Source organism: Amycolatopsis sp. NPDC104587 (genome assembly GCF_055583645.1).
In genome coordinates this window covers 144,632-171,230 of the sequence record NZ_JBVJNO010000004.1, presented here as the reverse complement: position 1 = coordinate 171,230, position 26,599 = coordinate 144,632, and the positions used below count along the sequence as shown (strand labels likewise).

29 protein-coding genes and 1 pseudogene are annotated in these 26,599 nt (G+C 73.3%); 14 read left to right on the top strand and 16 right to left on the bottom strand.

Annotation, left to right across the window (positions count from 1 at the left end; all coding sequences use genetic code 11):
- The first annotated feature begins 57 nt into the window (after window positions 1-57).
- From ACZ61C_RS12665 to ACZ61C_RS12650, 4 genes are all read left to right on the top strand, one after another.
- Entirely contained in the window at window positions 58-1,290 is a 1,233-nt protein-coding gene (locus ACZ61C_RS12665; protein WP_465305976.1) for a cytochrome P450 family protein, read from the top strand.
- A 103-nt stretch (window positions 1,291-1,393) separates the two neighbouring features.
- Window positions 1,394-1,522, top strand: coding sequence for a hypothetical protein (locus tag ACZ61C_RS12660; RefSeq protein WP_465305974.1), 129 nt, complete (start codon window positions 1,394-1,396; stop codon window positions 1,520-1,522).
- An 11-nt stretch (window positions 1,523-1,533) separates the two neighbouring features.
- Window positions 1,534-2,721, top strand: a complete 1,188-nt coding sequence (locus ACZ61C_RS12655) for a cupin domain-containing protein (RefSeq protein ID WP_465305972.1) — start codon at window positions 1,534-1,536, stop codon at window positions 2,719-2,721.
- A gap of 136 nt (window positions 2,722-2,857) precedes the next feature.
- Window positions 2,858-3,694, top strand: a complete 837-nt coding sequence (locus ACZ61C_RS12650) for a sucrase ferredoxin (protein WP_465305970.1) — start codon at window positions 2,858-2,860, stop codon at window positions 3,692-3,694.
- On the opposite strand, the gene ACZ61C_RS12645 is transcribed toward ACZ61C_RS12650, so the two are convergent.
- Window positions 3,681-5,357 (bottom strand): alpha/beta fold hydrolase, encoded by a 1,677-nt coding sequence (locus ACZ61C_RS12645; protein ID WP_465305968.1) that lies wholly within the window; start codon window positions 5,355-5,357, stop codon window positions 3,681-3,683. The genes ACZ61C_RS12650 and ACZ61C_RS12645 overlap by 14 nt on opposite strands.
- Window positions 5,358-5,517: 160 nt before the next feature.
- On the opposite strand from ACZ61C_RS12645, the gene ACZ61C_RS12640 reads away from it, so the two are divergent.
- Complete coding sequence (locus ACZ61C_RS12640; RefSeq protein WP_465305966.1) at window positions 5,518-6,072, top strand: RDD family protein; 555 nt, start codon at window positions 5,518-5,520, stop codon at window positions 6,070-6,072.
- On the opposite strand, the gene ACZ61C_RS12635 is transcribed toward ACZ61C_RS12640, so the two are convergent.
- A complete protein-coding gene (locus ACZ61C_RS12635; protein ID WP_465305964.1) occupies window positions 5,965-6,615 on the bottom strand; it encodes a response regulator in 651 nt (216 codons plus the stop codon). The two genes, ACZ61C_RS12640 and ACZ61C_RS12635, sit on opposite strands and share 108 nt — an antisense overlap.
- 21 nt (window positions 6,616-6,636) lie before the next feature.
- The gene (locus ACZ61C_RS12630) at window positions 6,637-7,806 is read right to left on the bottom strand and encodes a sensor histidine kinase (protein WP_465305962.1); all 1,170 of its coding nucleotides are present in this window, start codon (window positions 7,804-7,806) and stop codon (window positions 6,637-6,639) included.
- A gap of 178 nt (window positions 7,807-7,984) precedes the next feature.
- Between ACZ61C_RS12630 and ACZ61C_RS12625 the strand changes: the two genes are divergently transcribed.
- On the top strand, window positions 7,985-8,443 hold the full coding sequence (locus ACZ61C_RS12625; RefSeq protein ID WP_465305960.1) for a hypothetical protein: 459 nt from the start codon (window positions 7,985-7,987) through the stop codon (window positions 8,441-8,443).
- On the opposite strand, the gene ACZ61C_RS12620 is transcribed toward ACZ61C_RS12625, so the two are convergent.
- Window positions 8,427-9,806 carry an alpha/beta hydrolase gene (locus tag ACZ61C_RS12620; RefSeq protein ID WP_465305958.1) on the bottom strand — a complete coding sequence of 460 codons (1,380 nt, stop codon included), beginning with the start codon at window positions 9,804-9,806 and terminating at the stop codon, window positions 8,427-8,429. The genes ACZ61C_RS12625 and ACZ61C_RS12620 overlap by 17 nt on opposite strands.
- A gap of 166 nt (window positions 9,807-9,972) precedes the next feature.
- Here ACZ61C_RS12620 and ACZ61C_RS12615 point away from each other — a divergent pair, with 166 nt between their 5' ends.
- The 3 genes from ACZ61C_RS12615 to ACZ61C_RS12605 all read left to right on the top strand — a co-directional run bounded on the left by ACZ61C_RS12615 (window position 9,973) and on the right by ACZ61C_RS12605 (window position 15,744).
- The gene (locus ACZ61C_RS12615; protein ID WP_465305956.1) at window positions 9,973-12,246 is read left to right on the top strand and encodes a glycoside hydrolase family 3 N-terminal domain-containing protein; all 2,274 of its coding nucleotides are present in this window, start codon (window positions 9,973-9,975) and stop codon (window positions 12,244-12,246) included.
- Window positions 12,247-12,530: 284 nt separating this feature from the next.
- Window positions 12,531-14,156 carry a GMC family oxidoreductase gene (locus ACZ61C_RS12610; RefSeq protein ID WP_465305954.1) on the top strand — a complete coding sequence of 542 codons (1,626 nt, stop codon included), beginning with the start codon at window positions 12,531-12,533 and terminating at the stop codon, window positions 14,154-14,156.
- A gap of 13 nt (window positions 14,157-14,169) precedes the next feature.
- Entirely contained in the window at window positions 14,170-15,744 is a 1,575-nt protein-coding gene (locus tag ACZ61C_RS12605; protein ID WP_465305952.1) for a succinic semialdehyde dehydrogenase, read from the top strand.
- Here the strand turns inward: ACZ61C_RS12605 and ACZ61C_RS12600 are convergent.
- Window positions 15,741-16,541, bottom strand: coding sequence for an LLM class flavin-dependent oxidoreductase (locus tag ACZ61C_RS12600; RefSeq protein WP_465305950.1), 801 nt, complete (start codon window positions 16,539-16,541; stop codon window positions 15,741-15,743). The two genes, ACZ61C_RS12605 and ACZ61C_RS12600, sit on opposite strands and share 4 nt — an antisense overlap.
- Before the next feature lie 70 nt (window positions 16,542-16,611).
- Here ACZ61C_RS12600 and ACZ61C_RS12595 point away from each other — a divergent pair.
- A pseudogene (locus ACZ61C_RS12595) lies at window positions 16,612-16,746 on the top strand (LysR family transcriptional regulator); the annotation flags it as partial.
- On the opposite strand, the gene ACZ61C_RS12590 reads toward ACZ61C_RS12595, so the two are convergent.
- Window positions 16,692-16,922: a hypothetical protein gene (locus ACZ61C_RS12590; RefSeq protein ID WP_465305948.1), complete on the bottom strand. Its 231-nt coding sequence runs from the start codon at window positions 16,920-16,922 to the stop codon at window positions 16,692-16,694. The pseudogene ACZ61C_RS12595 and the gene ACZ61C_RS12590 overlap by 55 nt on opposite strands.
- Window positions 16,923-17,107: 185 nt before the next feature.
- Here ACZ61C_RS12590 and ACZ61C_RS12585 point away from each other — a divergent pair, with 185 nt between their 5' ends.
- Window positions 17,108-17,500, top strand: a complete 393-nt coding sequence (locus tag ACZ61C_RS12585) for a LysR family transcriptional regulator substrate-binding protein (RefSeq protein ID WP_465305946.1) — start codon at window positions 17,108-17,110, stop codon at window positions 17,498-17,500.
- On the opposite strand, the gene ACZ61C_RS12580 is transcribed toward ACZ61C_RS12585, so the two are convergent.
- From ACZ61C_RS12580 to ACZ61C_RS12555, 6 genes are all read right to left on the bottom strand, one after another.
- Window positions 17,443-19,263: a glycoside hydrolase family 5 protein gene (locus ACZ61C_RS12580; RefSeq protein ID WP_465306996.1), complete on the bottom strand. Its 1,821-nt coding sequence runs from the start codon at window positions 19,261-19,263 to the stop codon at window positions 17,443-17,445. The genes ACZ61C_RS12585 and ACZ61C_RS12580 overlap by 58 nt on opposite strands.
- A gap of 39 nt (window positions 19,264-19,302) precedes the next feature.
- Window positions 19,303-19,647: a hypothetical protein gene (locus ACZ61C_RS12575; protein ID WP_465305944.1), complete on the bottom strand. Its 345-nt coding sequence runs from the start codon at window positions 19,645-19,647 to the stop codon at window positions 19,303-19,305.
- A gap of 120 nt (window positions 19,648-19,767) precedes the next feature.
- Window positions 19,768-20,043: a hypothetical protein gene (locus tag ACZ61C_RS12570; RefSeq protein WP_465307063.1), complete on the bottom strand. Its 276-nt coding sequence runs from the start codon at window positions 20,041-20,043 to the stop codon at window positions 19,768-19,770.
- Complete coding sequence (locus tag ACZ61C_RS12565) at window positions 19,953-20,264, bottom strand: MFS transporter (RefSeq protein WP_465305942.1); 312 nt, start codon at window positions 20,262-20,264, stop codon at window positions 19,953-19,955. The genes ACZ61C_RS12570 and ACZ61C_RS12565 overlap by 91 nt, the downstream gene beginning before the upstream one ends.
- Window positions 20,246-20,425 (bottom strand): hypothetical protein, encoded by a 180-nt coding sequence (locus tag ACZ61C_RS12560; protein WP_465305940.1) that lies wholly within the window; start codon window positions 20,423-20,425, stop codon window positions 20,246-20,248. Before ACZ61C_RS12560 ends, ACZ61C_RS12565 begins: the two co-directional genes overlap by 19 nt.
- Entirely contained in the window at window positions 20,422-20,976 is a 555-nt protein-coding gene (locus tag ACZ61C_RS12555; RefSeq protein WP_465305938.1) for a class I SAM-dependent methyltransferase, read from the bottom strand. Before ACZ61C_RS12555 ends, ACZ61C_RS12560 begins: the two co-directional genes overlap by 4 nt.
- Before the next feature lie 65 nt (window positions 20,977-21,041).
- Between ACZ61C_RS12555 and ACZ61C_RS12550 the strand changes: the two genes are divergently transcribed.
- From ACZ61C_RS12550 to ACZ61C_RS12540, 3 genes are all read left to right on the top strand, one after another.
- Entirely contained in the window at window positions 21,042-21,617 is a 576-nt protein-coding gene (locus ACZ61C_RS12550) for a helix-turn-helix domain-containing protein (protein WP_465305936.1), read from the top strand.
- A 68-nt stretch (window positions 21,618-21,685) separates the two neighbouring features.
- A complete protein-coding gene (locus ACZ61C_RS12545; RefSeq protein WP_465305934.1) occupies window positions 21,686-21,967 on the top strand; it encodes a hypothetical protein in 282 nt (93 codons plus the stop codon).
- A complete protein-coding gene (locus tag ACZ61C_RS12540; RefSeq protein ID WP_465305932.1) occupies window positions 21,933-22,841 on the top strand; it encodes a hypothetical protein in 909 nt (302 codons plus the stop codon). The genes ACZ61C_RS12545 and ACZ61C_RS12540 overlap by 35 nt, the downstream gene beginning before the upstream one ends.
- Before the next feature lie 78 nt (window positions 22,842-22,919).
- Here the strand turns inward: ACZ61C_RS12540 and ACZ61C_RS12535 are convergent, their stop codons facing one another.
- From ACZ61C_RS12535 to ACZ61C_RS12520, 4 genes are all read right to left on the bottom strand, one after another.
- Window positions 22,920-23,540 (bottom strand): hypothetical protein, encoded by a 621-nt coding sequence (locus tag ACZ61C_RS12535; RefSeq protein WP_465305930.1) that lies wholly within the window; start codon window positions 23,538-23,540, stop codon window positions 22,920-22,922.
- Between the two features lie 168 nt (window positions 23,541-23,708).
- Entirely contained in the window at window positions 23,709-24,359 is a 651-nt protein-coding gene (locus tag ACZ61C_RS12530) for a response regulator transcription factor (protein WP_465305928.1), read from the bottom strand.
- Complete coding sequence (locus tag ACZ61C_RS12525) at window positions 24,344-25,510, bottom strand: hypothetical protein (RefSeq protein WP_465305926.1); 1,167 nt, start codon at window positions 25,508-25,510, stop codon at window positions 24,344-24,346. Before ACZ61C_RS12525 ends, ACZ61C_RS12530 begins: the two co-directional genes overlap by 16 nt.
- Window positions 25,503-26,576 (bottom strand): sensor histidine kinase, encoded by a 1,074-nt coding sequence (locus ACZ61C_RS12520; RefSeq protein WP_465305924.1) that lies wholly within the window; start codon window positions 26,574-26,576, stop codon window positions 25,503-25,505. Before ACZ61C_RS12520 ends, ACZ61C_RS12525 begins: the two co-directional genes overlap by 8 nt.
- Window positions 26,577-26,599: the final 23 nt, after the last annotated feature.

Genomic DNA, 26,599 nt, shown 5'->3' with positions numbered 1-26,599 from the left:
GTGACAGGTTTTCCCGCGGCGCCCGCGCGTCACCGGGAACTGAATATCGTCGGGTGAATGACAAACGGCGACGCGCTGGTCCTCGACACCTTCGGTCACGACGTCCACGGGGAGGGAGCGCGGCTGCGGGCCGCGGGGCCGGCCCAGCTCGTGGAACTGCCCGGCGGCGTCCGGGCCTGGGCCGTTCCCGACGCGGCGGTCCTGCGGAAACTCCTTAGCGATCCCCGGGTTTCGAAGGACCCGAACCGGCATTGGACGGCCTGGCGCGAAGGCCGCATCTCCGAAGACTGGCCGCTGCGCATCTGGGTTTCGGTGCGCAACATGTTCACCACCTACGGCCCCGACCACCGCCGGCTGCGGACGCTGGTGGCCAAGGCGTTCACCCCGCGCCAGGTCGAGGCGATGCGCCCGGACATCACCACGATCACGGCCGGGCTGCTCGAGAAGATCGAGCGCGCGGGCGCCGGCGGCGATCCGGTCGACCTGCGGGAGAGGTACGCCTACCCGCTGCCGGTCGAGGTGATCTGCCGGCTGTTCGGGGTGCCGGCCGGGCGGCGCGAGGCCCTGCGCGCGGTCGTCGACACGATCTTCGACACCACGGTGACCCCGGCCCGGGCGCAGGCGAACGCGCTGGAGCTGTACGAGATCATGCGCGGGCTCGTCGCCGAGAAGACCGCCGACCCGGGCGACGACCTCACCAGCGGGCTGGTCGCGGCCCGCGCCGGGGACACCGGCCGGCTCGAGGCCGGCGAGCTGGTCGACACCCTGATCCTGATGCTGACCGCGGGCCACGAGACGACGGTGAACCTGCTCGACCACGCCGTCACCGCGATGCTCACCCATCCGGAGCAGCTGGCCGCCGTCCGGCGCGGCGAGCACACGTGGAGTGACGTGATCGAGGAGACCTTGCGCTGGCAGGCGCCGGTGCCGTACCTGCCGCTGCGATACGCCGTCGAGGACATCACGCTCGGCGGCGGGGTGGTCATCAGTGCCGGTGAGGCGATCCTCGCCGCCTACGCGGCCGCCGGGCGCGACCCGGCCGAGCACGGCGCCACCGCCGACAGCTTCGACCTCACGCGCGAAGTCAAGCAGCACCTGGCCTTCGGCCACGGCGTCCACTTCTGCCTCGGCGCGCCCCTGGCCCGGCTCGAAGCCGCCATCGCGCTGCCGGCGCTGTTCGACCGGTTCCCCGGCCTGCGGCTGGCGGTCGATCCGGGCGAGCTGACCGGCGTCCCGTCGTTCCTCTCCAACGGCCACACCTCGATCCCGGCGCTGGTCACCCCGCGCTGATCTTCGCCGGACGGGGGAACGGGACTACTCAAATGATCGATGACCGTCACGCTTCTCTCACGTAGCGTGGGAAATCCAGTCGTCGACGTTTGGGAGGTCCCGGATGGCGCAGGAAAACACGGTCAGCGACAACCAGGCCAGCGGTCTGCTGCTCAGTGTCGAGCCGCTGCCGACGGCCGTCGACCGCGGCAAGGCCAACGGCGCGGTCGCCGACAACGACGGCAACGACTAGCCGAAGCCGTCGTGACGGAGATTCCCGGACTGGCCGACCTCGTGGCACCCCTCGAGGCCGGCCAGTTCTTCGACGACGTGCTGGGGAAGTCCCCGCGGCGGTTCCGGGGGGAGAAGGGGCGCTTCGCCGCCCTGCTCCCGTGGCGGGAGATCGACCGCGTGCTGCGGCAGCACCGCCTGGACTTCCCGCGCCTGCGCCTCGCCCTCGACGGCGAGGTCGTGCCGGCGCACACCTACACGGAGATGGTGCCGACCCGCCGCACCGGCCTGGTGCCGCGCGTGCTGTCCGCGCCCTTCGCCGAGCACCTGCGCGCCGGCGCGACCCTCGTGCTCGACTCGGTCAACGAGCTCGTCGACCAGGTCGGCGACCTCGCGGCCCGGCTCGAACACGACCTGCGCGAGCGCGTCCAGGTCAACCTCTACGCCGGGTGGGGGACCACGCACGGCTTCGACGTGCACTGGGACGACCACGACGCGTTCATCATCCAGATTTCCGGCCGGAAGCGCTGGCGGCTGCACGGCCTCACCCGCCCCTCGCCGCTGCAGCGCGACGTCGAGCTCCCGCCGAAGCCGGAGGGCGAGCCCCTCGAGGACTTCCTGCTGGAAGAGGGCGACGTGCTCTACGTGCCGCGCGGGCACTGGCACGACGTCTCCGCCGTCGGCGAGGAGTCCCTGCACCTGACCATCGGCTTCAACGCGGCCAACGGCGTCGACCTCGTGGCGTGGCTCGCCGACCAGGTGCGCGCGGACGAGCTGTTCCGCGCCGACCTGCCGCGGTTCGCCGCGCCGGAAGACCGGACGAAACGGGCGGCGGAGCTGCGGCAGCGGATCACCGAGCTGATGACCGACGAGCTCGTCGACCGGTTCCTCGCCGACCGCGACGCCCAGGCGCCCGCACACCCGCGGGTCGGCCTGCCGTGGGCCGCGACCGGCGAGCGGCTCCCGCCCGATGACGACTTCGAGGTCCGGATGCTCACCCCGCGGGCCGCGCTGGAGGACGGCGACGGCACGATCGCCCTGCTCGCGGCGGGAAAACGGCTGGTCTTCGCCGCGGCCGCCCGGCCGGTGCTCGACGCTTTGGTGAGCGGCTCACCCCGCTCGTTCGGGGCGCTCGCCGAGGCCGCGCCGGCACTCGGCCGGGCGACGCTGCGGGCGTTCCTCGGTGAGTTGGTCACACAGGGGCTGCTGGCGCCCGCTTAATCAGGTACGCTTAGGCATGCCTAAGTCGAGCTCCGAGGCACCAGGGGGAGCTTGCGCCGGACACGCAGGTGCGGCGCCGGGGTGCGCCGCGCTCACCCGAGCCCTCGGGGGTGAGCCCGCCGGCACCGCTGGCCACATGACCTCCTGGCTGCTCATCGAGCAGCCCGGCGCCTGGGCGCCCGACGCCCTCGAAACCACGCTGGACGAACTGTTCCCCGGGCGGCGGCTCGACGCCGCCCGGGAGGCCGGCCTGCGCCCGCTGCTCATCCGGAAACCGGGCCGCCACGCGCGCGTGCCGGGATCGTCGCGCACCGTCTTCGTCGCCAGCGGCCGGCCGGGAAAGCGCTGGCTGGAACGCCTGTCCCTGGACGAGCTGCCCGACGTCGACCTCGAAGCGGTGGCCGCGGGCCGCCGTGGGCACGGCGCCCCGGTGGCCGGGCCGCTGTTCCTGGTCTGCACGCACGGCAGCAAGGACATGTGCTGCGCGGTCTTCGGCCGCCCGGTGGCGACCGGCCTGGCCCAGAACCACCCCGGCCTGGTCTGGGAGGTCAGCCACGTCGGCGGCGACCGTTGGGCGGGCAACCTCCTGACGGTCCCGGACGGTTTCATCCATGGCGGCCTCGGCATGCCGGAGGCCGAGCTGGTGGCCAAGGAGGCGTTGCACGGCAACGTCCGCCTGGACCACCTGCGCGGCCGCACCTCGGCGGAAACCCCGTGGGCGCAGTACGCGGAGATCGCGGTCCGCACCCGCACGGGGCTCCGGAGCCTCGACGCCGTGCTGGCGCTCGAAGAGCACCCGCACGGCGACTCCCGGACGGTGGTCGTGGCCGCCCGGGACCGTCGCTACGAGGTGGTGCTCCGCCGGGTGCCCTCGGCCGGGTCCGGCGTGAGCCGGTGCTCCGCCCGGGTGGTGCTCTCCGGGTTCACGGTGGAGTCCGTCCGCGAGCAGAGCCGCGAGCTCACCGCCGGTTGAGCGCGCTGACCTCGTCCTGGAGCCGGCCGCGCAGTGCCGAAGTCCCGTCCGCGAGTCGCGTTTGGACGGACGGCGGCCCGCTGCGCACCGGCCCGGCCACCGGGTACACCTGGTCCTCGCCGGGCAGCGGCACGCCGGGACAGGTCGTCGCGCCGGGCCGGGAGTTCTTGGTGAGGAACACGTTCACCAGCCCGTCGACGCACGGGTTGCCGGCCAGCGCGTACTGACCGTGGAACGGCGAGTCGTCCACCGAGACCAGCGGGACACCCGCCGCCCGCGCCCCCGACTTCGCCTGCTCGTAGCCGGTCTGCGGGTCGAACTCGCCCTGCACCACCAGGATGTTCGCCGCCACTTCCGCGGGCACGTCCGGGAGCTCGTGCCGGGGCGCGTCCGACCAGAAGCCGCACGCTTCGCCGAGGCCGTACGCCCAGCCGAACAGCGGGTACTGCGGGCCTTGCCGGTCGCTGAGCCGCCGGTACCAGGCCGAGCTGCGGGTGGGCTGGTCACCGCAGGCGACGGCGTAGCGCGTGCCGGGAACCTGCGTGTAGTCGGGCGCGAGCGCGACGACCCGCGCCGGGGTCAGCTCGGCCGCGGGCACGCCGAACTTCGCGCGCGACGCGGCGTCCAGCGGCCCGGCCAGCGCGGGCGGCGGCGTGGCGGACGTCCCGTCGAGCGCGGCCGCGCCCTGGAGGAAAACCAGCGCGCCGAGCAGCCACTGGATCGGGCTGCCGTTGCCGACGAAGACGCCGTCGAAGGTGTCGGGGGAGACACCCTGGGTGCCGTAGTAAGCGCGCACGCTTTCCCACTTCGCCTTGACCTCGGCGGCCGTCCGGCCCAGCTGGTCCGGGAACGTGCGGGCCAGCCACGGCAGGTAGACGTCGTCGAACTGCCGCTGGTCGATGACCGGGAAGGCTTCGAAGTCGGCCTGCAGCCGGCCCTCGAAGTCGACGCTGGAGTCGAGCACGGTCTTGCCGGTGTGCTCCGGGAACAGCGACGCGTACTTCGCGCCGAGCCAGGTGCCGTAGGAGTAGCCGAGGTAGTTGAGCTTCTCGTCACCGAGCAGGCCGCGCACCAGGTCCATGTCGTGCGCCGTCTGCCAGGTGGTGACGAACGGCGCGAGCGCGTCGCTCTGGCACGCCTCGGCGATGGCACGCGGAACCTGCTGGTGCTGCGCGATGCTTGCGGCCGAGCGGTCCCGGGCGTCGAGGGTGCCTTGCGGCAGCCGGCCGGCCGGGACCTGGCACTGGAAGCCGTGGTCGTCGGTCCCGGCCTGCCCGGTCCCGCGCGGATCCATGCCGACGAAGTCGTAGAGCGCGTGCACCGACGGCTCCAGCGCCGCGAGCGGTCCCGCCAGCGTGGTGCCCTGGCCGCCGGGCCCGCCGGGGTTGAGCAGGAGGGCGCCGCGCCGCTCCCCGGTGGCCGCGGCCCGGCTGATCGACACCTCGAGGTCGTGCCCCGACGCCGGGTCGGCCCAGTCCCGCGGGACGACGACGCGGGCGCACTGCACGGGCGCGTCGTTCGCGGCGGGCTTGAACGGGCAGTCGCCCCAGGTGAGCTTTTGGGTCGTGTAGGGCGTGAGCGGATCGGCGGCCGCGGCCGTGGTGGCCGTGGTCGCGACGAGCAGGGCCGCCAGGGCGGCCAATCCTGTCCGGGTGGTGCGCACCGGGAGTCCTTCCGTCGGCGGGGTCGTCCGCGCCGAGCCTGGCCTCGCCGCGCGCGCCGGTGATCAGCCCGGAGGACGAACTCGCCGGTTCCGCCTCGGCCCGGGGTATGAGACACGCGCTCAGCGCGCGCCGGGGCCGCCGGGCGGAGATCATGGGCTGATGAGCGGTTCCCGGACCGGACGCGGCATCGTCGGGCGGCGGCTCGTGCAGTTCCTGCTCGACGAGATGCTCGTCTTCCTCCCCATGCTGCTGCTCGCCATCGCCGTCATCTGGCTCTTCCACCCGCACGGGCCCGCGCTGCTCGGGTTCCTCAAAGCGGTCGTCTACACGATGCTGGCGCTCGACTTCGCCGGCTTCTGGTTCGTCACCACCTGGTGGCCGTGGCGGCACGGCGGCCAGACCCCGGCGATGCGGTGGCTGCGGCTGCGGGTCGTGACGCTCGACGGCGGCCACCCGCCGCTGTCGGTGTTCGTCGTGCGGCAGCTGCTGATGATGGTCGACGGCTTCGCCTGGGGGCTGGTCGGGATCGTCGTGATGCTGGTGACCCGCCGCCGTCAGCGGTTCGGCGACGTCGTCGCGCGCACGGTCGTCGAGCGGGTGCCGCGGTCAGCGGACCAGGCCGCTTTCCCAGGCCCAGATGGCGATTTCGGTGCGGTTGCGCGCCCCGAGCTTGCGCTTGGCCGCGCCGATGTGCGTCTTGACGGTGGGCAGTGACACCACCAGCGAGCGGCAGATCTCGTCGTTCGTCTCACCGCGGGCGACCGCGCGGACGACGTCGAGCTCGCGCGGGGTCAGCGGGCTCGCCGGCTCCGTCGCGCGCCCGGGGTCGCGGCGCGCGAAGTGCGCCAGCAGCCGGGTCGTGATCGCGGGGGAGACGAGCGTTTCGCCGTGGGCGGCGGCGTGCACGGCTTCGATGAGCAGGTTCGGCCCCGCGTCCTTGAGCAGGAACCCGCACGCGCCGGCGCGCAGGGCCGCGTGCACGTTCTCGTCCAGCCCGAACGTCGTGACCATCACGACGTGCAGCGGCTCCGGGACGTCCGGGCCGGCGAGCAGCTCGGTCGCCCGCAGCCCGTCGACGCCGGGCATCCGGATGTCCATCAGCGTGACGTCGGGCCGCAGCTCGCGGGCCAGCCGCACCGCCTGGTCGCCGTCGGCGGCCTCACCGACCACCTCGATGTCCGGTTCGCCCTCGAGGATCAGCCGGAACCCCGCGCGGACCATCGCCTGGTCGTCGGCGATCAGCACTCGCGTCGGCACCCGGTTTCCCCTCGTCGGCGGTCAGCCCGGTTCGAGCGGCAGCCGCGCGACGACGCGCCAGCGCTGCCCGTCCGCCGGTCCCGCCTGCACCGTACCGCCCACCGCGGCCACCCGCTCGGCCATCCCGAGCAGGCCGTAGCCACCCCGCCGGGCGGGTTTCGCGGCGCCGTCGTTGACCACCTCGATCCGCAGCGCGCCGTCCGGTTCGTGCCGCACGAGCACCCGCACCTCGGCCGCGCCGGGCGCGTGCCGGCGGACGTTGGTGAGCGACTCGGTGAGCAGCCGGTGGGCGGTCGTCACGACCTCGGGCGCGACCGGGACCCCGGCGAGACCGGGACCGACGTCGAGGTGGATGCGCTCGTCGTCGCCGACCGCGCGGTCCACCGCGGTGGCGAGATCGGTCGGCGGCACGAACAGGTCTTCCTCGCCGGTCCGCAGCGCGCCCACCAGGCGACGCATGGCCGCGAGGGCCGTGGCGCCCGCGGTTTCGAGCTCGGCGAACGTCGAGGTGTCGCCTCCGGTGCGTTCGGCGACGCGGTGTGCGGCCTGCACCCGCACGACGATCCCGGTGACCTGGTGGGCGACCAGGTCGTGCAGCTCGCGGGCCAGGCGCAGCCGTTCGGTGGTGCGGACCTCCAGGACTTCCACGCGGGCGCGGACTTCGGCGTCGCGCAGCACCAGGCCGCCGGCCAGCGCGGCGCCCCAGACCACGGCGGCCCCGGCGGAGTAGAGCGCGGCCGGGGTGTCCGTGCCGTAGCGCAGGATCGGGGCGAGCGTCACCGCGCAGCCACCGAGAACCGCCTGCGCGGTGGCGGAACGCGGGGAGAGCCGGTGGCAGCAGGCGCCGACCACGAGCGCGATCGCCAGGGTCTCGGCCGCACCGGGCTGCGGCGGGAGCCGCGAGCCCGCCGCGGCGACGGCGGCCGTGATCACCGTGCCCAGCAAGGAAAGCCCCGAGACGGCGGTGGCGAGGACGGCGATGTGGCCGGGGAACCGGCGGCGCAGGACGGCCAGCAGCGCGACGACCGGGCCGACCCCGGGCGCGAACTCGAGGGCGACGGTGGAGAGCTCGCCCCGCACCGGACCCGCCCGGATCGCGAGCACCATGTCGAGCACCACCAGCACGGCGAGCACAACCGCCTCGGCCACGAGCGGGCCCCGGCGGCCGCTCCACGGGATCCGCGTGATCACGGACGGCCTTCGAAGGTCATCTGCCGATGGTGCCTCACGAGACGCGCCCGCGCCGCCTCCGCGGCCGGAACTCATACCGGGGTACGAGACCGCCGGCCGATCTCGTACCGCCGGTTGATCGCGCCGCCCGTGGTTCCCGTGAGACTCGGGACAAGACGACGACAGACGGAGGTTTCCCATGCGGGAGGCAGAGTTCATCACCGGCGCACGACCCGTCCAGGGGCCGGTCGAGGGGTTGCCGGGCTGGTACTTCGTGCTCGTCGGGCTGCTCGTCGCCAGCAACGACCTCACCCGGCAGTTCAGCGACCGCTACTCGTGGGTCTCCCTGCTGCCGCTGGTGCTCGTCGCGGTGCACCTGACGCTGTGGTTCACGCTGCTTTCCCGCCGCCGCAAGTACTTGCGCGCGGTGTGGCGCAGCAAGCAGGCGCTCGGCCTGGTCGCGGTCCTGTTCGTCCTGCGGCTGGGACTGCAGTTCGGGCTCACGAAGCTGACCGACAGCGCCGCGCCGCTGCACAGCTACACGCACCTGGTCATCGGCCTGGTGATGCTGGTCGTCACGACGGCCGGCGCGTGGTTCGACCAGTGGCTGATCCTGCGGGTGGTGAACCGCGACGCGCGGGTCAGCCCGGGCAGCTGAGGTCGTGCCGGGGCGCCCGGCCGGTCAGCAGGTAGCCGTCGACCGCCGCCCGGGTGCACGGGGTGCGCTGGTAGACGGCGTGGCCCGAGCCCTCGTAGGTCAGCAGCGTGGTGTTCGCCGGCGCCTGGTGGTGGATGTTCAGCGCCCACGCGTACGGCGTCGCCGGGTCGTGGCGCGAGCTCAGCAGCAGGATCCGCGGCGCCCGCGCGAGGTCGAGCCGGTGCGGCGGGTTCGCGGGCGGGCCGGGGATGCCGGTGCAGGCCATCACCTCACCGTGCCCCAGCACACTGCCCCGCATGATCGGCGCCCGGCGCAGCTCCTCGGCGCGCATCGCGGAGTACTGCGCGAAAGTGCCGATCCGGAGGTCGAAGTCCTGGCAGACGACGGCCAGGCGGATCGAATAGTAGTTGTATTCGAACTGCGCGCGCACCGGCGGCCGGCCGGCGGCGGTGTCGGCGACCAGCGTCGCGAGGGCGTCCCAGTCGGGGGTGTATATGTCCGAGAACGCCCATTCCGGCAGCCAGCCGGGTGGCAACGGCATCCCGTCGGCCGCGACGAGCGCCCGCTCCCACACGGCCCGGACGTCCTGGCCGTGCAGCGCGCACGAAGGGGTCTGGCCGCACCACGCGGTGAACTGCCCGAACAGCTCGTCGGCGGCGGTGGCGCGGTCGCCGACGAAGTGCCGGGTGTCGACGCTGTGGTCGATGGTGCCGTCCAGCACCATCGCGCGGACGCGGTCGCCGTGCGCCTCGGCGTACTGCTGCCCGAGCAGGGTGCCGTAGGAGATGCCCTGGAAGCTGATCTTCTCTTCGCCGAGGGCCCGCCGCAGTGCGTCCAGGTCCTGGGCGTTGACGGCGGTGTCGGCGTGGTCGAACACCGGCAGGTTCCGCGCCCGGCAGTCCGCGACCGCCTGCCGGTTGTACCGCCGGAAAGCGTCGAACTCGGCCGGGGTGGCGGGGGTGTCGTCCGGACCGCCCGGCTCGGGCTCGCACCGGATGAACTCGCTGTTCCCGGTGCCCCGCAGGTCGAAGCCGACGACGTCGAACCGGGCCCGCACGTCGGGGCTGAAGTAGCCCGGCGCCAGCGCGAACTCCGCGCCCGACGAACCGGGGCCGCCGGCGTCGGCCAGCAGCACGCCGATGCGGTGCGCGGGATCGGTGGCGCGGTGCCGCGCCACCGCGAGGGTGATCTCCGGCCCGCGGGGCCGGTCCCAGTCCAGCGGCACCCGCAGCGTGCCGCACTCGCCGTCCGGCTCGTCCGGGCAGGCCGTCCAGGTGATCGGCGACGGCGCCCACTCCGTGCCGGCGGTCGCCGGGGTGGCGCCGGTCAGCAGCAGCACACTCGCGAGAGCGGCTCCGGACATCCGCACGGCTTCCCCCAGTGGCTCGCGAATTTCCGACCGTAGGGCCTGCCCAGCCCGGACCACAACCCGCCGAAGGGCCGAACACCGGGCGACATTCGTGCTGCTGTTGGCGGCCTTTCGCGCCTATCCTGTGCGCCCCGAGTTCTCTCGCGAAAGGGTCCCCGCCATGGAGCAGTCCGAGAGCCACGCTGCCGATCGCCCGGCCGCCGACGGTGTGAACCGGCGGAGCCTGCTCGCCGGGGTCGGCGGGATCCTCACCGCGGGCGGGGTCGGCCTGCTCGCCCCGGGCGCCGCCGCCGCGGACCCGGCGGGGCCCGCCGGCCGGCCGGACCGCGACGAACGGGTCGAGTCCCTGCTGCGGAAGATGACCCTCGCCGAGAAGCTCGGGCAGCTCCAGCTGGTCGGCACCGAAGACCTCGCGCGGACGTCGCTGGCGACCGGGCAGCTCGGCGGGGTGTTCTCCGTGGTGGGCGCCGCGAAGCTGAACGCGCTGCAGAAGATCGCCGTCGAGCGGACCCGGCTGCGGATCCCGCTGATCTTCGGTCTCGACGTCATCCACGGGTACACGACCAACTTCCCGATCCCGCTCGCCCAGGGGTCGAGCTTCGACCCGGCCGTGGCGGGCGCCGACGCGACGGTGTCGGCGAAGGAGGCCCGGCGCAGCGGCATCCACTGGACCTACGCGCCGATGATGGACGTCACCCACGAGCCGCGCTGGGGGCGCATCGCCGAGGGGTACGGCGAAGATCCTTACCTGGCTTCGAAGATGGCCGTGGCGAAGGTCAGCGGGTACCAGGGTGACGACTACTCGTCGCCGGACCGCCTCGCCGCGTGCGCCAAGCACTTCGTCGCCTACGGCGGAGCCGAAGGCGGCCGGGACTACAACACCGTCGACGTCTCGCTGCAGCGGCTGCACAACCTCTACCTGCCGCCGTTCAAGGCGAGCGTCGAGGCCGGTGCGGCGACCGTGATGGCCAGCTTCAACACCATCAGCGGCGTGCCCGCGCACGGCAACGGCTACGTCCTGCACGACGTGCTCAAGGGCACCTACGGCTTCCGCGGGTTCGTCGTCAGCGACTACACCGGGATCGAGGAGCTGATCAACCACGGGCTCGCCGGCGACGGCGCGGACGCCGCGGCGGCGGCGCTGCCCGCGGGCGTGGACATGGAGATGGTCAGCACCAACTACGTCAAGTACGGCGAGCAGCTGCTGAACCAGCGGCGCATCACCCGCGACCAGATCGACGACGCCGTTCGCCGGATCCTGCTGGTGAAGGTCCGGCTGGGGCTGTTCGAGCGCCCGTACGTCGACGAGCCGGGCGAGGTGAAAGCGCCTTCCCCGGCCGCGCTCGCCGCGTCGCGCCAGGCCGCCGGGCGGTCCATGGTGCTGCTGAAGAACGAGGGACTGCTGCCGCTGGCGAAGACCGTGCGCTCGGTGGCGGTCGTCGGCCCGCTCGGCACCGCGACCTACGACCTGAACGGCACCTGGTCGGGCCTCGGCACCGGCGCGAGCACGACCCCGCCGGTGACGGTGGTCGACGGCATCAAGGCGGCGGCGCCCGGGGCCACGGTGACCTACACCGCCGGCTGCGCCGTCGAGGGCGCCGACACGAGCGGGTTCGCCGCCGCGCAGCAGGCGGCCCGCGCGGCCGAGGTGACGGTCGTGGTGGTCGGCGAAACCGCCGCGATGAGCGGCGAGGCGGCGGCGCGCAGCGTCATCGACCTGCCCGGGGTGCAGCAGCAGCTGGTGGCCGCGATCAAGGCGACCGGGAAGCCGTTCGTGGTGGTCCTGGTCAACGGCCGGCCGCTGACGATCCCGTACCTGCACGACAACGCGCCGGCGATCCTCGAGGCGTGGGCGCCCGGGGTGCAGGGCGGCCACGCTGTCGCGGACGTCCTGTTCGGCGTGGTCAACCCGGGCGGCAAGCTGCCGGTGAGCTTCCCGCGTGCGGTCGGGCAGGTCCCGATCTACTACAACCACGAGAACACCGGCCGCCCGGCCGACCCGGCCAACAAGTACACGTCCAAGTACCTCGACCTGGAGTCCGGCCCGCTCTACGAGTTCGGCCACGGCTTGTCGTACACGACGTTCCGGGTCGACAGCCTGCGTCTCTCGGACACCCGCATGCCGGCGCGGGGAGGCCGGGTCCAGGTGAGCGTGCGGCTGACCAACACCGGCGGCCGCGCGGGCGATGAGGTCGTGCAGCTGTATCTGCGTGATCCGGTCGCCTCGATCGTTCAGCCGGTGCGTCGCCTTCGCGGCTTCGAGCGGGTGACGCTGGCCGCGGGCGCGTCGAAGACGGTGTCGTTCACGCTCACCCCGGACGACGTGGGCTTCTACGACAACGGCGCGAAGTTCCGGGTGGAGCCGGGGAAGATCGAGGTCTACGTGGGCACGAGCTCGGCGGCGACGTTGACGGCGAGCTTCACGGTCGGTTAGCCCCTCGACCGTGTCCCGGTGCTCCGATCGCCACCGGGACACGGCGAGGCCGGGCTCGCCGCTGCCGCTCCGAGCGCGAATGAAAGCGGTGCTCCTACCGCGGCGGGACCGCCACCGGCCTGGCCGGTGACGTGATCGATCCGGACGCCCGGGGCTGAGCGACGCGCGCCGGCGGGCTCTCCGCCTCGCCGGTGTCCGCCATTGCGGAACCCGGCCGGGACGCTATACGGTTGACCGAACTAGAACAGGTTACAGTTCTGGGGCGGGCCGACCGAGGAGCGGAAATGGCGAACAGGGCGCCGCGCGGCGATGAGGCCGACTACGTGGTCGTCGGGTCGGGGAGTTCGGGTGCCGCGGTCGCCGGGCGGCTGGCTGCCGCGGGAGCCAGTGTCATCGTCCTCGAAGCCGGCAAGTCCGACCAGAAGATGATGATCAAGAAGCCCGGGCTGGTCGGCCCCATGCACGCCGTGCCCCAGCTCAAGAAGCCCTTCGACTGGGGTTACTACTCCGTCCCGCAGAAACACGTTCTAGATCGACGGATGCCGGTGCCGCGCGGCAAGGTCGTCGGCGGGTCCAGCTCCATCAACGGCATGGTCTACGTCCGCGGCAACCGCGCCAACTTCGACTCCTGGGCCGCCGAGGGCAACACCGGCTGGGACGCCGACAGCGTGAACGCCGCGTACAAGCGGATGGAGGACTTCGAGGACGGCGAGAACGCCTTCCGCGGCGCGGGCGGCCCGATCCGCGTCACCCGCAACAAGCGCCCCGAAGAGGGGACCCTGCAGTTCATCCAGGCCACCGCGGACGCCGTCGGCTGCAAGATCCTCGACGACTACAACGCCGAGTCCCAAGAGGGCGTCAGCCGGATGCAGCAGAACGCCGCCGACGGCCTGCGCTACAGCGCGTCGCGTGGTTACGTCCACGGTCTCGCGCCCGCGACGCTCCAGGTGCAGCCCGGGGTGCTGGCGACGAAGGTGCTCATCGAGAACGGCCGCGCCGCCGGGGTCGAAGTCCTCGACCGCGGCCGCCGGCGCACGGTCCGCGCCGGCAAGGAAGTCATCCTCTCGGCCGGGTTCGTCGGCTCCGCGCAGCTGCTCATGCTCTCCGGGATCGGCCACGCGGCCCACCTGCGGGAGCTCGGCATCGGCGTCGTCGCGGACCTGCCGGTCGGGGACAACCTGCACGACCACATGTTCCACGCGCTGACCTTCCACGTCTCGTCGAGCCGCAACTCCGGGACGCCGGGCTACTTCGCGCGCGGCCTGGCCCGGGAGCTGATGCGCCCCGGCACGACCTTCCTGGCGAACTCGGTCTTCGAAGCGGTCGCGTTCCTGAAGACGTCCCAGGCCGAGGCCGTCCCCGACCTCCAGCTGCACCTGCTGCCGTGGGCGTACGTCTCGCCCAACCAGGACGCGCCGATCCGCCACGACGTCGACAAGCGCCCGGCGCTGACCGTGCTGACGACGTTGATCTACCCGAAGAGCCGGGGCACCCTGCGGCTCGCGTCGGGCGACCCGACGGCGGCGCCGCTCATCGACTTCCAGTACCTGGCCGACCCGGCCGACCTCGAAGTGCTCGGCGAGGGCTCGGAGCTGGTGCGCGAGATCTTCGCGTCGAAGGCGTTCAACGGCTCGGTCAAGGAAGAGATCCACCCGGGCACCGGGCTGCGCGGCCAGGAGCTGCGCGACGCGATCCTGAACCGCGCGACGTCGGTCTACCACGGCGTCGGCACCTGCCGGATGGGCGTCGACGAGCTCGCCGTCGTCGGACCCGACCTCAAGGTCCGCGGGGTCGACGGCCTGCGGGTCTGCGACGCCTCGATCATGCCGTCGATCACCGGCGGCAACACCAACGCGCCCAGCATCATGATCGGCGAGATGGGCGCGCACCTCGTGCTCGCGGACCACTGACGGGAAGCCGGCCATGACCCTCACCCCGCTCCAGCTCACCCGTCCGGCGTCGGTGACCGACGCGCTCCTGCGGCGGCTCGTCGCCCGGGTGCCGGGCCCGGCCGGCGCGACCTGGCCGCTCACCGAGGTCTACACCGGCGAGACGCTCGTCGAGCTGCCGCAGTCGGCGCCGGCCGACATCGAGGCGGCGTTCGCCGTCGCCCGCGCGGCGCAGGCGAAGTGGGCCGCCACCCCGCTCAAGCGGCGGCTGGCGGTGTTCAAGCGGGCGCACGCGCTCTTCGTCGCCCACGCCACCGATGTCGCCGACCTCATCCAGGTCGAGAGCGGCAAGAACCGCCGGATGGCGATCGAAGAGACCTGCGACCCGGCGATGGTGATGAGCCACTACCTTAAGCGGGCCGCGAAACTGCTGGCGCCGACGAAGCGCGGCGGGCCGGTGCCGCTGCTGACGACGTCGACCGAGATCCGGCGGCCCAAGGGGGTCGTCGGGGTCATCGCGCCGTGGAACTTCCCGTTCGCCACCGGCATTTCCGACGCGATCCCGGCGCTCATGGCCGGCAACGCGGTGGTGCTCAAGCCCGACAACAAAACGGCGCTCTCGCCGCTCTACGGCATCCAGCTGCTGGAGGAGGCCGGCCTGCCCGCGGGCCTGTTCCAGGTGGTCTGCGGCGAGGGCCCGGACGTCGGGCCGACGCTGATCGACCACGCCGACTACGTGATGTTCACCGGCTCCACGGCCACCGGCCGGGTGATCGGCGAACGGGCCGGCCGGAACCTCATCGGCTGCTGCCTCGAGCTCGGCGGCAAGAACCCGATGATCGTGCTCGAAGACGCCGACTTCGCCGAAGCCGCGCAGGGCGCGATCTTCGGCGCGTTCGGCAACACCGGCCAGATCTGCATGCACATCGAGCGGATCTACCTGCCCGGGTCGCGCTACGACGAGTTCAAGAACGCCTTCGTGGCCAAGGCGAAGGCGCTCGACGTCCGCGCTGCCTACGACTTCGGGCCCGAGATGGGCTCGCTCGTCTCGGTCGACCACATGCGCCGGGTCAAGGCGCACGTCGACGACGCCGTCGCGAAGGGCGCGACCGTGCTCTGCGGCGGCAAGCCCCGGCCCGACCTCGGCCCGGCGTTCTTCGAGCCGACGATCCTCGAAGGCGTCACGAAGGACATGGACTGCGGGGTCACCGAAACCTTCGGGCCCGTGGTGGCGCTGCACAAGTACGGCAGCGTCGACGAGGCCGTCGCCTTCGCCAACGACACCGACTACGGCCTCAACGCCTCGGTCTGGGGCCGCGACGTCGACGCCGCGGCCGCGGTGGCCGCGCGCATCGAGTCGGGCAACGTCAACATCAACGACATCCTCGCCACGGCGTTCGCGGCCAAGGGAACGCCGTCCGGCGGGGTCAAGAGCTCCGGGGTCGGCGCCCGCCACGGCGACCAGGGGCTGCTCAAGTACACCGACGTGCAGAACCGGGCCGTGCTCAAGAAGCAGGTCATGGGGCCGCGGGCCGGGCAGAGCTACGAAAAGTACGTCGAGGGCATGCTTTCCGGGCTGAAGCTGATGCGGAAGCTGCGGATCCGCTAGCGCGGACCGTCGCGCAGCACCCCGCGCACGTGGTCGGCCGACAGCGACTCCGGGTCGAACGCGGTCAGCAGCCAGGTCGCGCCCGCCCGCGCGTACGGGGAGCTGTCCTGGCCGGGCGTGACTTCGGCGACGTGGTCGAACGGCCCGGTCGTCGTGCGCAGGGCCTCGACCTGGGCGGCCACTTCGGCGAACTGGTCCGGTGAAGTGAGGTTCACCGGGAAGAAGCCGTCGAGGCGCGCGGCCCGGCGCATCGGGCGGAGCTTGCCCGGGAACCCGGCCGCCCACACCGGGATCCGCCGCACCGGCGTGGGCAGGAACCGGATGTCGTCCACCGTGTAGTGAACACCGTGGTGGTGCACGACGTCGCCGGACCAGGCGGCGGCCAGGACGTCGAGGGCCTCGTCCAGCATGCGGCCGCGCACCTTGTCGTCGGTTTCCTCGCCGGTGCGGGAGAACTCCTCGCCGAACCGGTCGCTGCCGAGGCCGACCCCGAGGGTGAGCCGGCCGCCGCCGAGGCGGTCGAGGGTGGCGGTTTCGCGGGCGAGCTTGACCGGGCGGCGGCGGGTGATCGCGCTGACCATCGGGCCGAAGCGGAGTTTCGAGGTGGCGGTGGCGACCGCGGCCAGGGTGATCCACGGGTCGGCGACGGCGGTGACCGGCTCGCGCCAGCGCAGGTGGTCCCAGACGAACAGGCCGTCCCAGCCGGCTTCTTCGGCTTCGGCGGCGAGGCGGGCGATCAGCGCGGGGTCGGCGAGGGCGTCGAACAAGGGGAGCCAGAGGGCATGCCGAGGAGTCATGCAAGGAACGTAAGGGCACCAAGTGATCGCGAAAAGCGATGAATTCTGCCTGATTCGATAAGCTGTGCTGATGCTGGACCTGCGTCACCTCGCGACACTCGACGCCGTCGCGGCCGAAGGCACCTTCGGCCGGGCCGCCGAGCGCCTCGGCTACACCCAGTCCGCCGTCAGCCAGCAGGTCGCCGCGCTGGAGAAGTCCGTGGGCGGCGCGGTGTTCGACCGCCCGGGCGGGCCGAAAGCGGTGCGCCTGACGCCGCTCGGCGAGGTCGTCCTGGCCCACGGCCGGGAGCTCCTCGCCCGAGCCGCGGCGACCGAGGACGCCGTCGAGCGGTTCAAGGCCGGGGACGGCCGGGTCGACATCGGCACCTTCCAGAGCGTCACGAACGTCCTGCTGCCCGCGGTGGTCCGGCGGCTGCGGGACGAGCACCCGGCGGCCGACGTCCGCCTCTTCGAGGAGGAGACGGACGAGCCGCGGATCGGCGAGCTGGACCTGCTGTTCTTCGACGGCCGGGTCGGCCGGGACGTCGAGCAGACCCGGGTGCTGGCCGATCCGTACGCCGGGGCCGGTGCCGCTCACCGCGTTGCACGAGACGCCGATGGTCGCGCAGCCGCCGATCTGCGACCAGGCGCGCGTGGAACGCGTGTACGCCGAGTCCGGGGTCTCGCCACTCATCGTGTTCCGCACCGCGGACAACCAGGGTGTGCTGGCGATGGTGCGCGCCGGCCTCGGTGTCGCCGTGATGCCGTTGCTGACCCTCGACGGCCGGCCGGACGACGACGGGCTGGTCACGCACCCGCTCGAGCCCGCGCTCGCGCCGCGGGAGATCTGGCTGGCGTGGCCGGCGGACCGGACGCTGTCCCCGTTGGCCGAGCGGGCGGTCGCGCTGAGCCTGGCGGTGGCTCAGGAGCGGCAGAACAGCGCGTCCGGCGTCTTGCCGGAGCCGATGCGGCCGGTGTAGGCGACCCCGGCGACGTACTCGTTCGGCGCGCACTGGCCCTTGTAGCTGCCGGAGGCGAAGTCGCCGCCGGGATCACCGGCGGGCCGGTTGTCCCCGCGGTCGAACCAGACCGTGCGCCCGGTGCGGCCCAGCGGTGTCGCGGACTTGCCGCACAGCACGGCGGAGAAGGCCGCGCCCTTGACGCTGTACCCGACCACGGCGGAGTCGGCCGGGCACTGCACCTTCGTGTACCCGGACGCCCAGTCGGTGTCCACAAAGGACTCGTCGCGGACCGTCGTGTAGGCGGACGGGACCGCGAGCGTGCCGGTGCACAGGCCGCGACCGCCGGTGTGGGCCAGGCCCGTCAGCCGCTGGCCGTCGGGGCAGGCGCCCTTGCGGGCACCCGGGTCCCAGTCGGGCTTGGCGCGGACTGTGAGTGACGCCGGGAAGTCCGCGTAGTCGAGGTTCAGCATCGACCAGTGGTCGGCCGCCGGGATCCGGCCGGTGCGCGACGGTGCGGTGATCAGCCGTTGCCACGCGGCCCCGCGCCAGTCCGTGCCGTCGAGGACGTCGATGCGCCGCCCGGCGGTGTCGTAGGCGAGCAGCGACCAGCCGTCGCCGGTCCCATTGGTCTGGAAGCCGACCGCCGGCCAGTAGGCGAAGTCGGTGTCGGTCTCGGCGAGGTAGTTCACGAAGTTCTCGAAGAACGCGCGCGACGCCGGGTCCGTCGTGTTCCGGCCCTCGCCGAACTCGCTGATCCACAGCGGCGCGGTGTAGTGCTTGCCGGTGTCGGCCGAGACGAAGAACGCCTGCCGGTACAGCGTGTCGCGCAGGTCCTGCGGCGAGAGGTCGCGGTAGCGCGGGTCGTGGGTCTCGCCGATGCCGGTGGCGCCGGAGTGGTTCGGACCGGTGTAGCCGTAGAAGTGCGCGGAATAGACGAGCTTCCCGGACTCGACGAGCGTGTGGGACAGCGTGCGGGCGGGCTCGAGGGTCGGGCGGCCGTGGGCGAAGCCGTCGATGGGCAGGCCGGTCCAGTTGATGCCTTCGACGATGATCAGCAGGTCCCGGTCGGCCTCGCTCAGGATGCGGTCGGCCACCTGCTGGGTCGCGCGCTGCCAGTCCTTGTCGTTGCCCCAGCCCCAGTTCGGGTCGTCGAAGGTGTTGCGGCGGACCTCGTTGTAGAGGTCCGCGCCGACCACGCGCTTGTTCGCGGCGTACCGGCGGGCCATGAACAGCCAGTCGTCCTGCCACTGCTGCTCGGTCTGCGCGGTGTTCCAGCGCTCGTTGCCGTCGAGCCCGCAGCACCAGCGCGAAGTCGTGGTGTGGTTGTTGAGGATCACGGCGAACCCGCGTGCGGTGAGGCGGGTGACGACGCGGTCGTAGACCTGCAACGGCGTCAGGCCGTGGAGGTCCGGGTTGGCCGGCAGGTCGGGGACCGGCCGGGTGTCGTGGATCATCGCGTTGGAGAACTGCAGCCGCACGCTGTTGAGCCCCAGCCGCGCGAGCCCGTCGATCACCGTGTCGACGGAGACGCGGTCCAGGCCGAGCGGGGTCTGGTAGGCGATCTCCCCGGCGTGGTGGTTCGCGGGGTCGTCGACGTCGCCCGAGCCGGTCCACGTGCCGCTCGCGCCGTGCCAGTTGGCGGCCTTCAGCTTGAAGCGGTCGCCGTTCGCGTCGACGATGTAGCGGCCGCGCGTGCTGAGCGGGCCGGCCCAGGGCGCCGGGTCCGCCTCGGCCCGGGCCGGAGCCGGGGCGAGGGGGACCAGAGCGCCTACTGCCAGCATCGTCGAGAGCAGCGCACTCGTGAACTTCACCAGCGGACGCTAACCGATCTTCCCGCTGGTTGTATACCGGCGAAAAGACGGTTTTCGCCCCGGGCCGCGCAGGAGCACGTGGCCGAGCACGACCACCAGCACCCCGGCGCCGGCCCACATCGCCTGCTGCCAGCCGTCCACGAAGGACTGCCGCGCCGCGTCGGCCACCGCCGGCGAGCCGGCCGCGACGGCGTTCGCGACACCCCGGCGCGCGTTCTCGGCGAGCTCCGGGGAAACGCCGTCGAGCCGGGAGCCGAGGGCACCGCGGCAACCGGCGGCCAGGACCGTGCCGAGCAGCGCGACCCCGAGCGCGGTGCCCTGCTCCCGGGTGACGTCGTTGAGCGCGGACGCCACCCTGGCGCTCCCGCGGCAGGGCGCCGGTGATGGCTTCGGTGGCCGGCATGCCGGGCAGCACCGAAAGGTACCCGCCGCCGACCGAGACGAAGACCGCCATGAGCACCAGGCCCGCGGCGCTCAGGACGATCCCGGCCGCCATCGTCGCGCGCGCCCCGGCGCGAGCCCGGACGCGACCATCATCAGCAGCGCCGTCGGCATGAGCGCCAGGGTCGAGCGGAAGCCGGACCAGCCGAGGACTGCTTCGAAGTAGGGGAAGAGCACCACGAAGATCCCCGTCTGCACCCCGAACACCGCCCGCAGCGTCACGGCCGCCGCGGCCACGACGAGCACGACCGGCAGGACGAACAGCCATCGCCAGCTCGCGACGTCCACCAGCACGGCCGACAGGAACATCCCGAGGATGCCGCCGCCCCGGCGACACCGGTCCACACGCCGATCGCCCGGGACCGCTCCTCGTCCGGGAAGGTCGCCGTGATGACGGCCAGCGTGACTGGCATGATCATCGCCGCGCCGACCCCGCTCAGCAGCCGCGCGGACATCAGGATCCCGGCCGACGGCGCGAGACCGGCGACGACGTTCGCCAGCCCGAAGAGCGTCAACCCGCCCAGCAGCACCGGTTTCCGGCCCCAGCGGTGCCCTGCGACGCGCCGAACTCGATCGCGAGCTCCGGCTGGGCGTCGTTGAGCCCGGACACCGACGCGATCACCGCCATCAGCGCGAGGCAGACGCCGACCAGGACGGTGCGCCGCCGGCGCGGGTCGGTGATGGTGGTCATGACTCCTCCCGGGTGGCGCGCACGACGACGTCGTGCAGCGAGCCGCGGCCGTTCGGCGCGGTCCGGGTGCGGGTCTCGGCGGTGGTGGTCCGCCAGCCGTCGCCGAGTGCTCCGGTGATGGCCTCGGGGGTCACCGACGCCTCGTCGGGGTGGTGGTGCCCGTGCCGGTGGCCGACGACTAGCAGCGTGCCGCCGGGGGCCACCCAGCCGGAAATGCGGTGGTAGAAGGCGAGTTGCGGCATCGCGGGGTGGGCGTAGTGCGTCACGACGAGGTCGAACCGCTCGCCGGGCGCCCAGGTGGTCAGGTCCGCGCGGACCCACCGGACGCCCGCCGAGGCGGGGAGGGCTTCGGCGGCGATGTCCACCGCCGTGACGGCCCAGCCGCGGGCCGCGAGCCAGCGGGCTTCGCTGCCCTGGCCGCAGCCTGCGTCCAGGGCCGTGCCGGGTGTCAGGCCGCCGGTTTCGCGGAGCAGGTGGGGGTTGGGCGTGCCCGGGCCGTGGTGGGCCTGCCGCCAGTGGTCTTCCCAGTAGGGCCGGTCGAATGCGTTCACCGGGCCACCGTGCGCCCGGACCGCGCTATCTGGCAAAGTTTCTTGCCGAATGGCAAAATGGCCGGATGGACGAAACGACCGACCGGACGCTCGACGCCGTCGGGCCACGGCTGAAGCGGCTCCGGCTGCAGCGCGAAACCACGCTCACGGCGTTGGCGGAGCAGACCGGGATTTCGGCCAGCACGCTGTCGCGGCTCGAAGCGGGCCTGCGCCGTCCCACGCTGGAACAGCTGCTCCCACTGGCGCGGGCCTACGAGGTCACGCTCGACGAGCTCGTCGACGCGCCCCCGACCGGCGACCCGCGGGTGCACCTGCGGCCGATCGCCGGCCAGGACGGCTCGACGATCCTGCCGCTGACCCGCCGCCCGGGCGGCATCCAGGCGTACAAGTTCGTCCTGCCCGCCGGCGACGCCGAGCCCAGCCCGCGCACGCACGAGGGCTACGACTGGGTCTACGTGCTGAACGGGACGCTGCGCCTGGTCCTCGGCGAGCACGACCTGGTCCTCAAACCGGGGGAGGCCGCGGAGTTCGACACCCGCACCCCGCACTGGTTCGGGGCGACGGGCGACGGGCCGGTCGAGTTCCTCAGCCTCATCGGCCGCCAGGGCGAACGTGCCCACGTCCGGGCCGCGCCCAGGTAGTTCGGCCGTTGGGGGGAATCCGGGGGAGTGCGGTTACGCCGGCTCGCGCTCCGGCGACTGTCCCGGGCATGAGATCCCTGATCCGCGTGGCCGGTGTTGTCGCCGTGCTCGGGTTGGTTCCGTTGGTGTCGGCCGAAAGCTGCGGTGGCTCCGGCGCGCCGGCGACGTCGTCGGACACCGCGCCGGTGGGTGGCGACTCGCTGCCGCCCGGCGCCAGCCCGTCCCCTCGGGCGGCGGACCCGACCGGGCCGTCGCTGACGCTGCCCGAGCCGACCATGTCGCAGCCGCCGACCACCACGGAGCCCGAGGACAGCGGTGCGCCCGCGCCGTCGACCGGCTCGGCTCCGTGACTCCCGCCGCCCGGCCCCGGCCGCCGTCGCGCGGCCGGCCGGGTGGTGGACCCGCGCGACGGCGGTGCTTTCGCAGACCGTGCTGCTGTCGTCGGTGCTGTTCTACTTCGGCTGGGTGCGCACGCAGGCGACGTGGGGGTACTTCGGGATCGACGTGAGCCTCCTGGGATTTTCCCCCGCCGACTACACCCTGCGCAGCGTCAACGCGACCTTCCTGCCGCTGATCGGCGTCGGCATCCTCGCGCTGCTGGCGGTCACCGTGCACCGGACGGTGGTGCTGCCGGCGGCGCTGACCAGCCGTCCGGCGCGCGGCCGGGTGCTCGCGGACGCGGGCATCACCACGGCGTACGTCCTCGGCGGAGTGGCGCTGGGCGTGCTGGCGGTGGGAATGCTGGTGCCGGCGACGGTGTCCTGGGCGCCGGACATCGCGCTGCCGCTGACCCTCCTGACCGCGGCCGGCCTGCTCGCGTACGCGGACCGGCTGCGGGCGGCCCCGCGGCCGGCGGAACCGGCGAAACCGGGACTGCGGCCGCTGATCCTCGCGGTGCTGGCACTCATCGGTCTACTGTGGAGTGTCGCGGACTACGCGCGCCGCACGGGCGAGCAGGCGGCGGTCGCGGTGGCGACGAGCCTGCCGGCCCGCCCGGCGATCACGCTCTACAGCGTCGACCGGCTCGCGGTGTCCGGGCCCGGGGTGACGGTCGTGGCGCTGGCGCAGCCGGACACGAAGTACAAGTTCCGGTACACGGGACTGGTGCTGCTGCGGCCGCTTCCGGACCGCTACCTGCTGGTTTCGGACCACTGGCGCAAGGGTTCCGACTCGGTCTACGTCGTCCCGGCCGGCGACGTGCGGATGGACGTCACCGGTCGTTGAGCAGGACCGCCGCGACGCGGTCGAGCACAGGATCGGCTGAAAAGTCCGTTTGTCGACTCGGCCGCGTACGACGCCGGGTCAGCTCTTCCACACCAGCGGCGACTTGTCGTAACCGTCACCCTTGTCGAACGTCGCGGCCGCGACGGCCGACCCTTCGCGTGCGCCCTGCAGCGTGCAGCTTTCGAACTTCGCGCCCGGGGTCGTGAAGTCCTTGCCCGCCGTGCCGGACTTGCACTGGTCGGTGCTGCCGGTGATGATCACGCCGGTCGACCGGCCGTCGGCGCCGAGGGCCCGCAGGGTCACCGAGGAGTAGGAAAGGTCGGCGCCGTCGACGTTTTCGATCGTCGCGCGCAGATAGTAGGGCGTGATGCCCTTCGCCTTGTCGCCGTACTTCGCGAGATCGGCGTTGGCGCCCTTGTCGATCGCGGTGACGGTGATCGCGATCGTGCCGGACTTGTTCGTGCCGTACTTGAACGGGACGACCGCGCGGTCGCCGAGCTTCAGCTCGGTACCGGGCTTGGTGACGTCGCCGGCGGGCGCGGCCGCGCCGGTCGCGGACTCGCTCGGCTCGGCCGGGGCGGAAGACTCCGGGGCGCTCGGGGGCGCGGCGGGCGCCGCCTGACCGGGTTCGGCGGAGCACGCGGACAGCAGGAGCGTGGCGGCGCAGGCGGCGAGCAGGGTGGTGCGGACGTGCTTCATGGATCTCCTCGTGCTGCCCGCCGGAGGAGTTCCGGCGGGGGAGAGCGCCGCGCCGGCGCCCCGCGACCGCACCCCCAGGGTGTTCGCGGGCGCGCCCGCGCGGCACCGTAGCGGGACGCTAACCCGGCCGGCCGGGCCGCGGTGTGGGCTGTTCGCACCACACCGGGGTCACAAGTCGTCCACGCCGATCAGGCCGTCCTGGATGGCGCGCGCGACGAGCGCGGCCTTCGTCGGCGCCTCGCGGCCGATGCGCGCGTACTTGACGCGGATGCGTTCGAGGTGGGAGTTCACCGTGCTCGCGGAGATCCCGAGCCGGTGCGCGACGAACTCCTTCGACTCCGACTGGAACCATTCGACGAGCACTTCGGCCTCCCGCGCCGAAAGCGCGGGCCGCGTCTCCGACCGGTCCCCGGCGAGCGCGCCGGCCAGCGACGGCGGCGTGTAGGGCCGGTCCGCGGCGGCCGCCCGGGTCGCCTCGACGAGGTGCTCCCCGCCTTCGGCCTTCGTCAGGTAGCTGAGCGCGCCCAGCTCGAGGCACTGCAGGACGACGTCGTCGTCGGCGCGCATCGAGTAGACGACGACCCGGCGGCCGGCCTCGGCGAGCCGCCGCAGGTCGCCGAACGCGGGTGCCGGCCCACCCAGGTGCAGGTCGAAGATCACGACGTCGGCGGTGGCGCCGGCGCCGAGCCAGGCGGCCTTGACGTCCTCGCCCTCGGCGACGACGTCGATCGGCGGCGCGCCGGCCGCCAGCCAGTACGCGACCCCGGCGCGCACCGCCGGGTGGTCGTCGACGACGACCGCCGTCACTCGGGTCGCCACTGCGCCTCCATCCAGAGCTGACCGTCCCGGGACCGGGACGTGACGGGGACCGCCGCCGATCCCGCGAAACCGGGGTCGCCGCCCGCAGTGTCCGCGACGACGGCGACCCGGACCAGGCCGGGGGTGCGCAGCACGCTCACCCGCGCGCGGGTGCGGGCCGCGGTCAGGGCGGCGAGCACGGGCCCGGTCAGCTCACGCCGCGCCGCGGGCGGGACGTCGACGGGGTCGCCGCTGACGGCGAGCACCACGGTGACCCCGCGCCGCTCGGCGACGTCGAAGCAGGCGCCGACCTCGTGCACCAGCGGGTCGGGCACGTCGTCGTTCTCCGCGAAGAGCCGTCGCAGCTGCGCGGCGGCGAGCGCGCACCGGGCGCGGGCCTCGGGTGTGCGGGGGTCGACGGTGCCGTCGGCGAGGCCGGCCAGCAGCGGCAGGGTGGCGCCGAGCTGTTCGGCGAACCCGATCCGCAGCTCGTGCCCGGCTTGCGCGGTGAGCGCGGCTCGCGTGGCGAGGCGTTCCCCTTCAGCGGCGGCCGCAGCGGCTTCGCCCGCGCGTCGGTCGAGCAGCCGGATGAGAGCGGCGATGGCGAGCTGGAAGGTGGTGACGCCGAAGAGCACGATGGCGGCGTCACCGAGCTCGGTGCGGATCGGGGTGCCGTCGAGCAGGAACTGGGCGACGGTGAAGGCGGTGTGCGCGCCGATCGCGGTGACCAGAGCGGGCGTCCGGTCGGCGAGCAGGACCAGCAGCGGCCAGCCGGCGAGCCCGAAGGACCAGTGCGCCTCCCGGAAGTAGGTGTCCGCCGGCAGTGCGGCGGTCGCGGCGCCGGAGGCGGCGAGCACCACGAGCGTCCCGGCGGCGGCGACGGCAACGGGCAACGCCTTGCGGCGCAGCACCCACCCGGCGCACACCCCGGTGACCAGGGCAAAGGCGACGAAGGCGAGATCGGCGGCGAGCGGCGGCCGGTAGGCGGAGTGGTGCCGGAGCAGCGGAACGAGCCCGAGCCCGAACTGGATGGAGACGGTGACGCCGACGAGCATGATCCGGATGGCGGCGGCCAGCCGGACAGCGGGGTCGGTGAGAAGACCGCTCGGGGTGGCGGCGGAGCGGGACCCGATCATCTCGGGAGCCGCCTCGAGACGGGCGAAGTCAGGCACGCGACCACCTCAACGTCACCGCCGTCCCCGCCCCGGGCCGGGATTCGACCTCCGCCGTCCCGCCGACCGCGCTCATGCGCTCCACGACCGAGCCGCGGACGCCGCGGCGGGCCGGGGAGACCTGTGCCGGATCGAAGCCCGATCCGTTGTCCGCAACCGTCACCGTCACCCCTCCCGGGCCCGCCGCCAGGCGCACGAAAACCGCCTCCGCCCCCGAGTGACGCTCCGCGTTGCGCAGTGCCTCCTCCGCCGCGCGCACCAGGGCCAGCGCCGCGGCCGCCGGGATCCGGGGGACCGGCTCCCACACCGCCGACACCGGCAGCGCGCGGCCGGTCAGCACCATGCGGAGGCCGGCTTCGAGGTCCACCGGGGTGCGGTCGGCGTCGTCCGTCAGGATCGCCAGGTCGCGGGCCGCGTAGCCGGCCACCGCCGCCGGGTCGGTGGCCGTGCCCGTGGCCACCGCCAAGAACGTCGCCGACGCCGTGTCGTGCAGCAGGGCCAGGTACTCGCGCTCACGGCGGCGGCGGTCACGGTCCAGGGCCTCGGCCTGCACGAGCGCCGCCTGTTCGGCGCGGACCGCGTCCGTGCGCGCCGTCGAGCGGATGAGCAGGACGAACGCCAGCCGCGCCAGCACGGACTCCACCACCACCCGCAGCACCACCGGCAGCCACCCGCCGGGGCCGGCCACGATCCCCGTCGCCAGCAACACGGCCAGCGCCGGGCCGGTCATGCGCGGCGGGTGCTCCCACTGCCACGTGATCGCGGTGATCGTCAGCACGTTGAGCGCCCACAGGCTCGCCTCGCCGGGCACCGAGGTGAGCCACGGCTGGCACCCGCACACCGCGCCGGCCCGGAGCACCGACAGCACGAACGAACGACGCGTGAAGACGTCCGCCGCACTCGCCACGAGCGTGAGCGCCAGCAGCCCGAACGCCAGCGGCACCGCGTTCACCGGCGCCGCGACGACGCCGAAGACCCCGACCACCGACGTCGCCCCCGCCCGCGCTGGTCCGGCGAACCGCGTCACGGCCGCCCGGAACTGCGCCTCGACCGGCCCGGCGGTCATCACACCCCCGGTACGGCGAACGG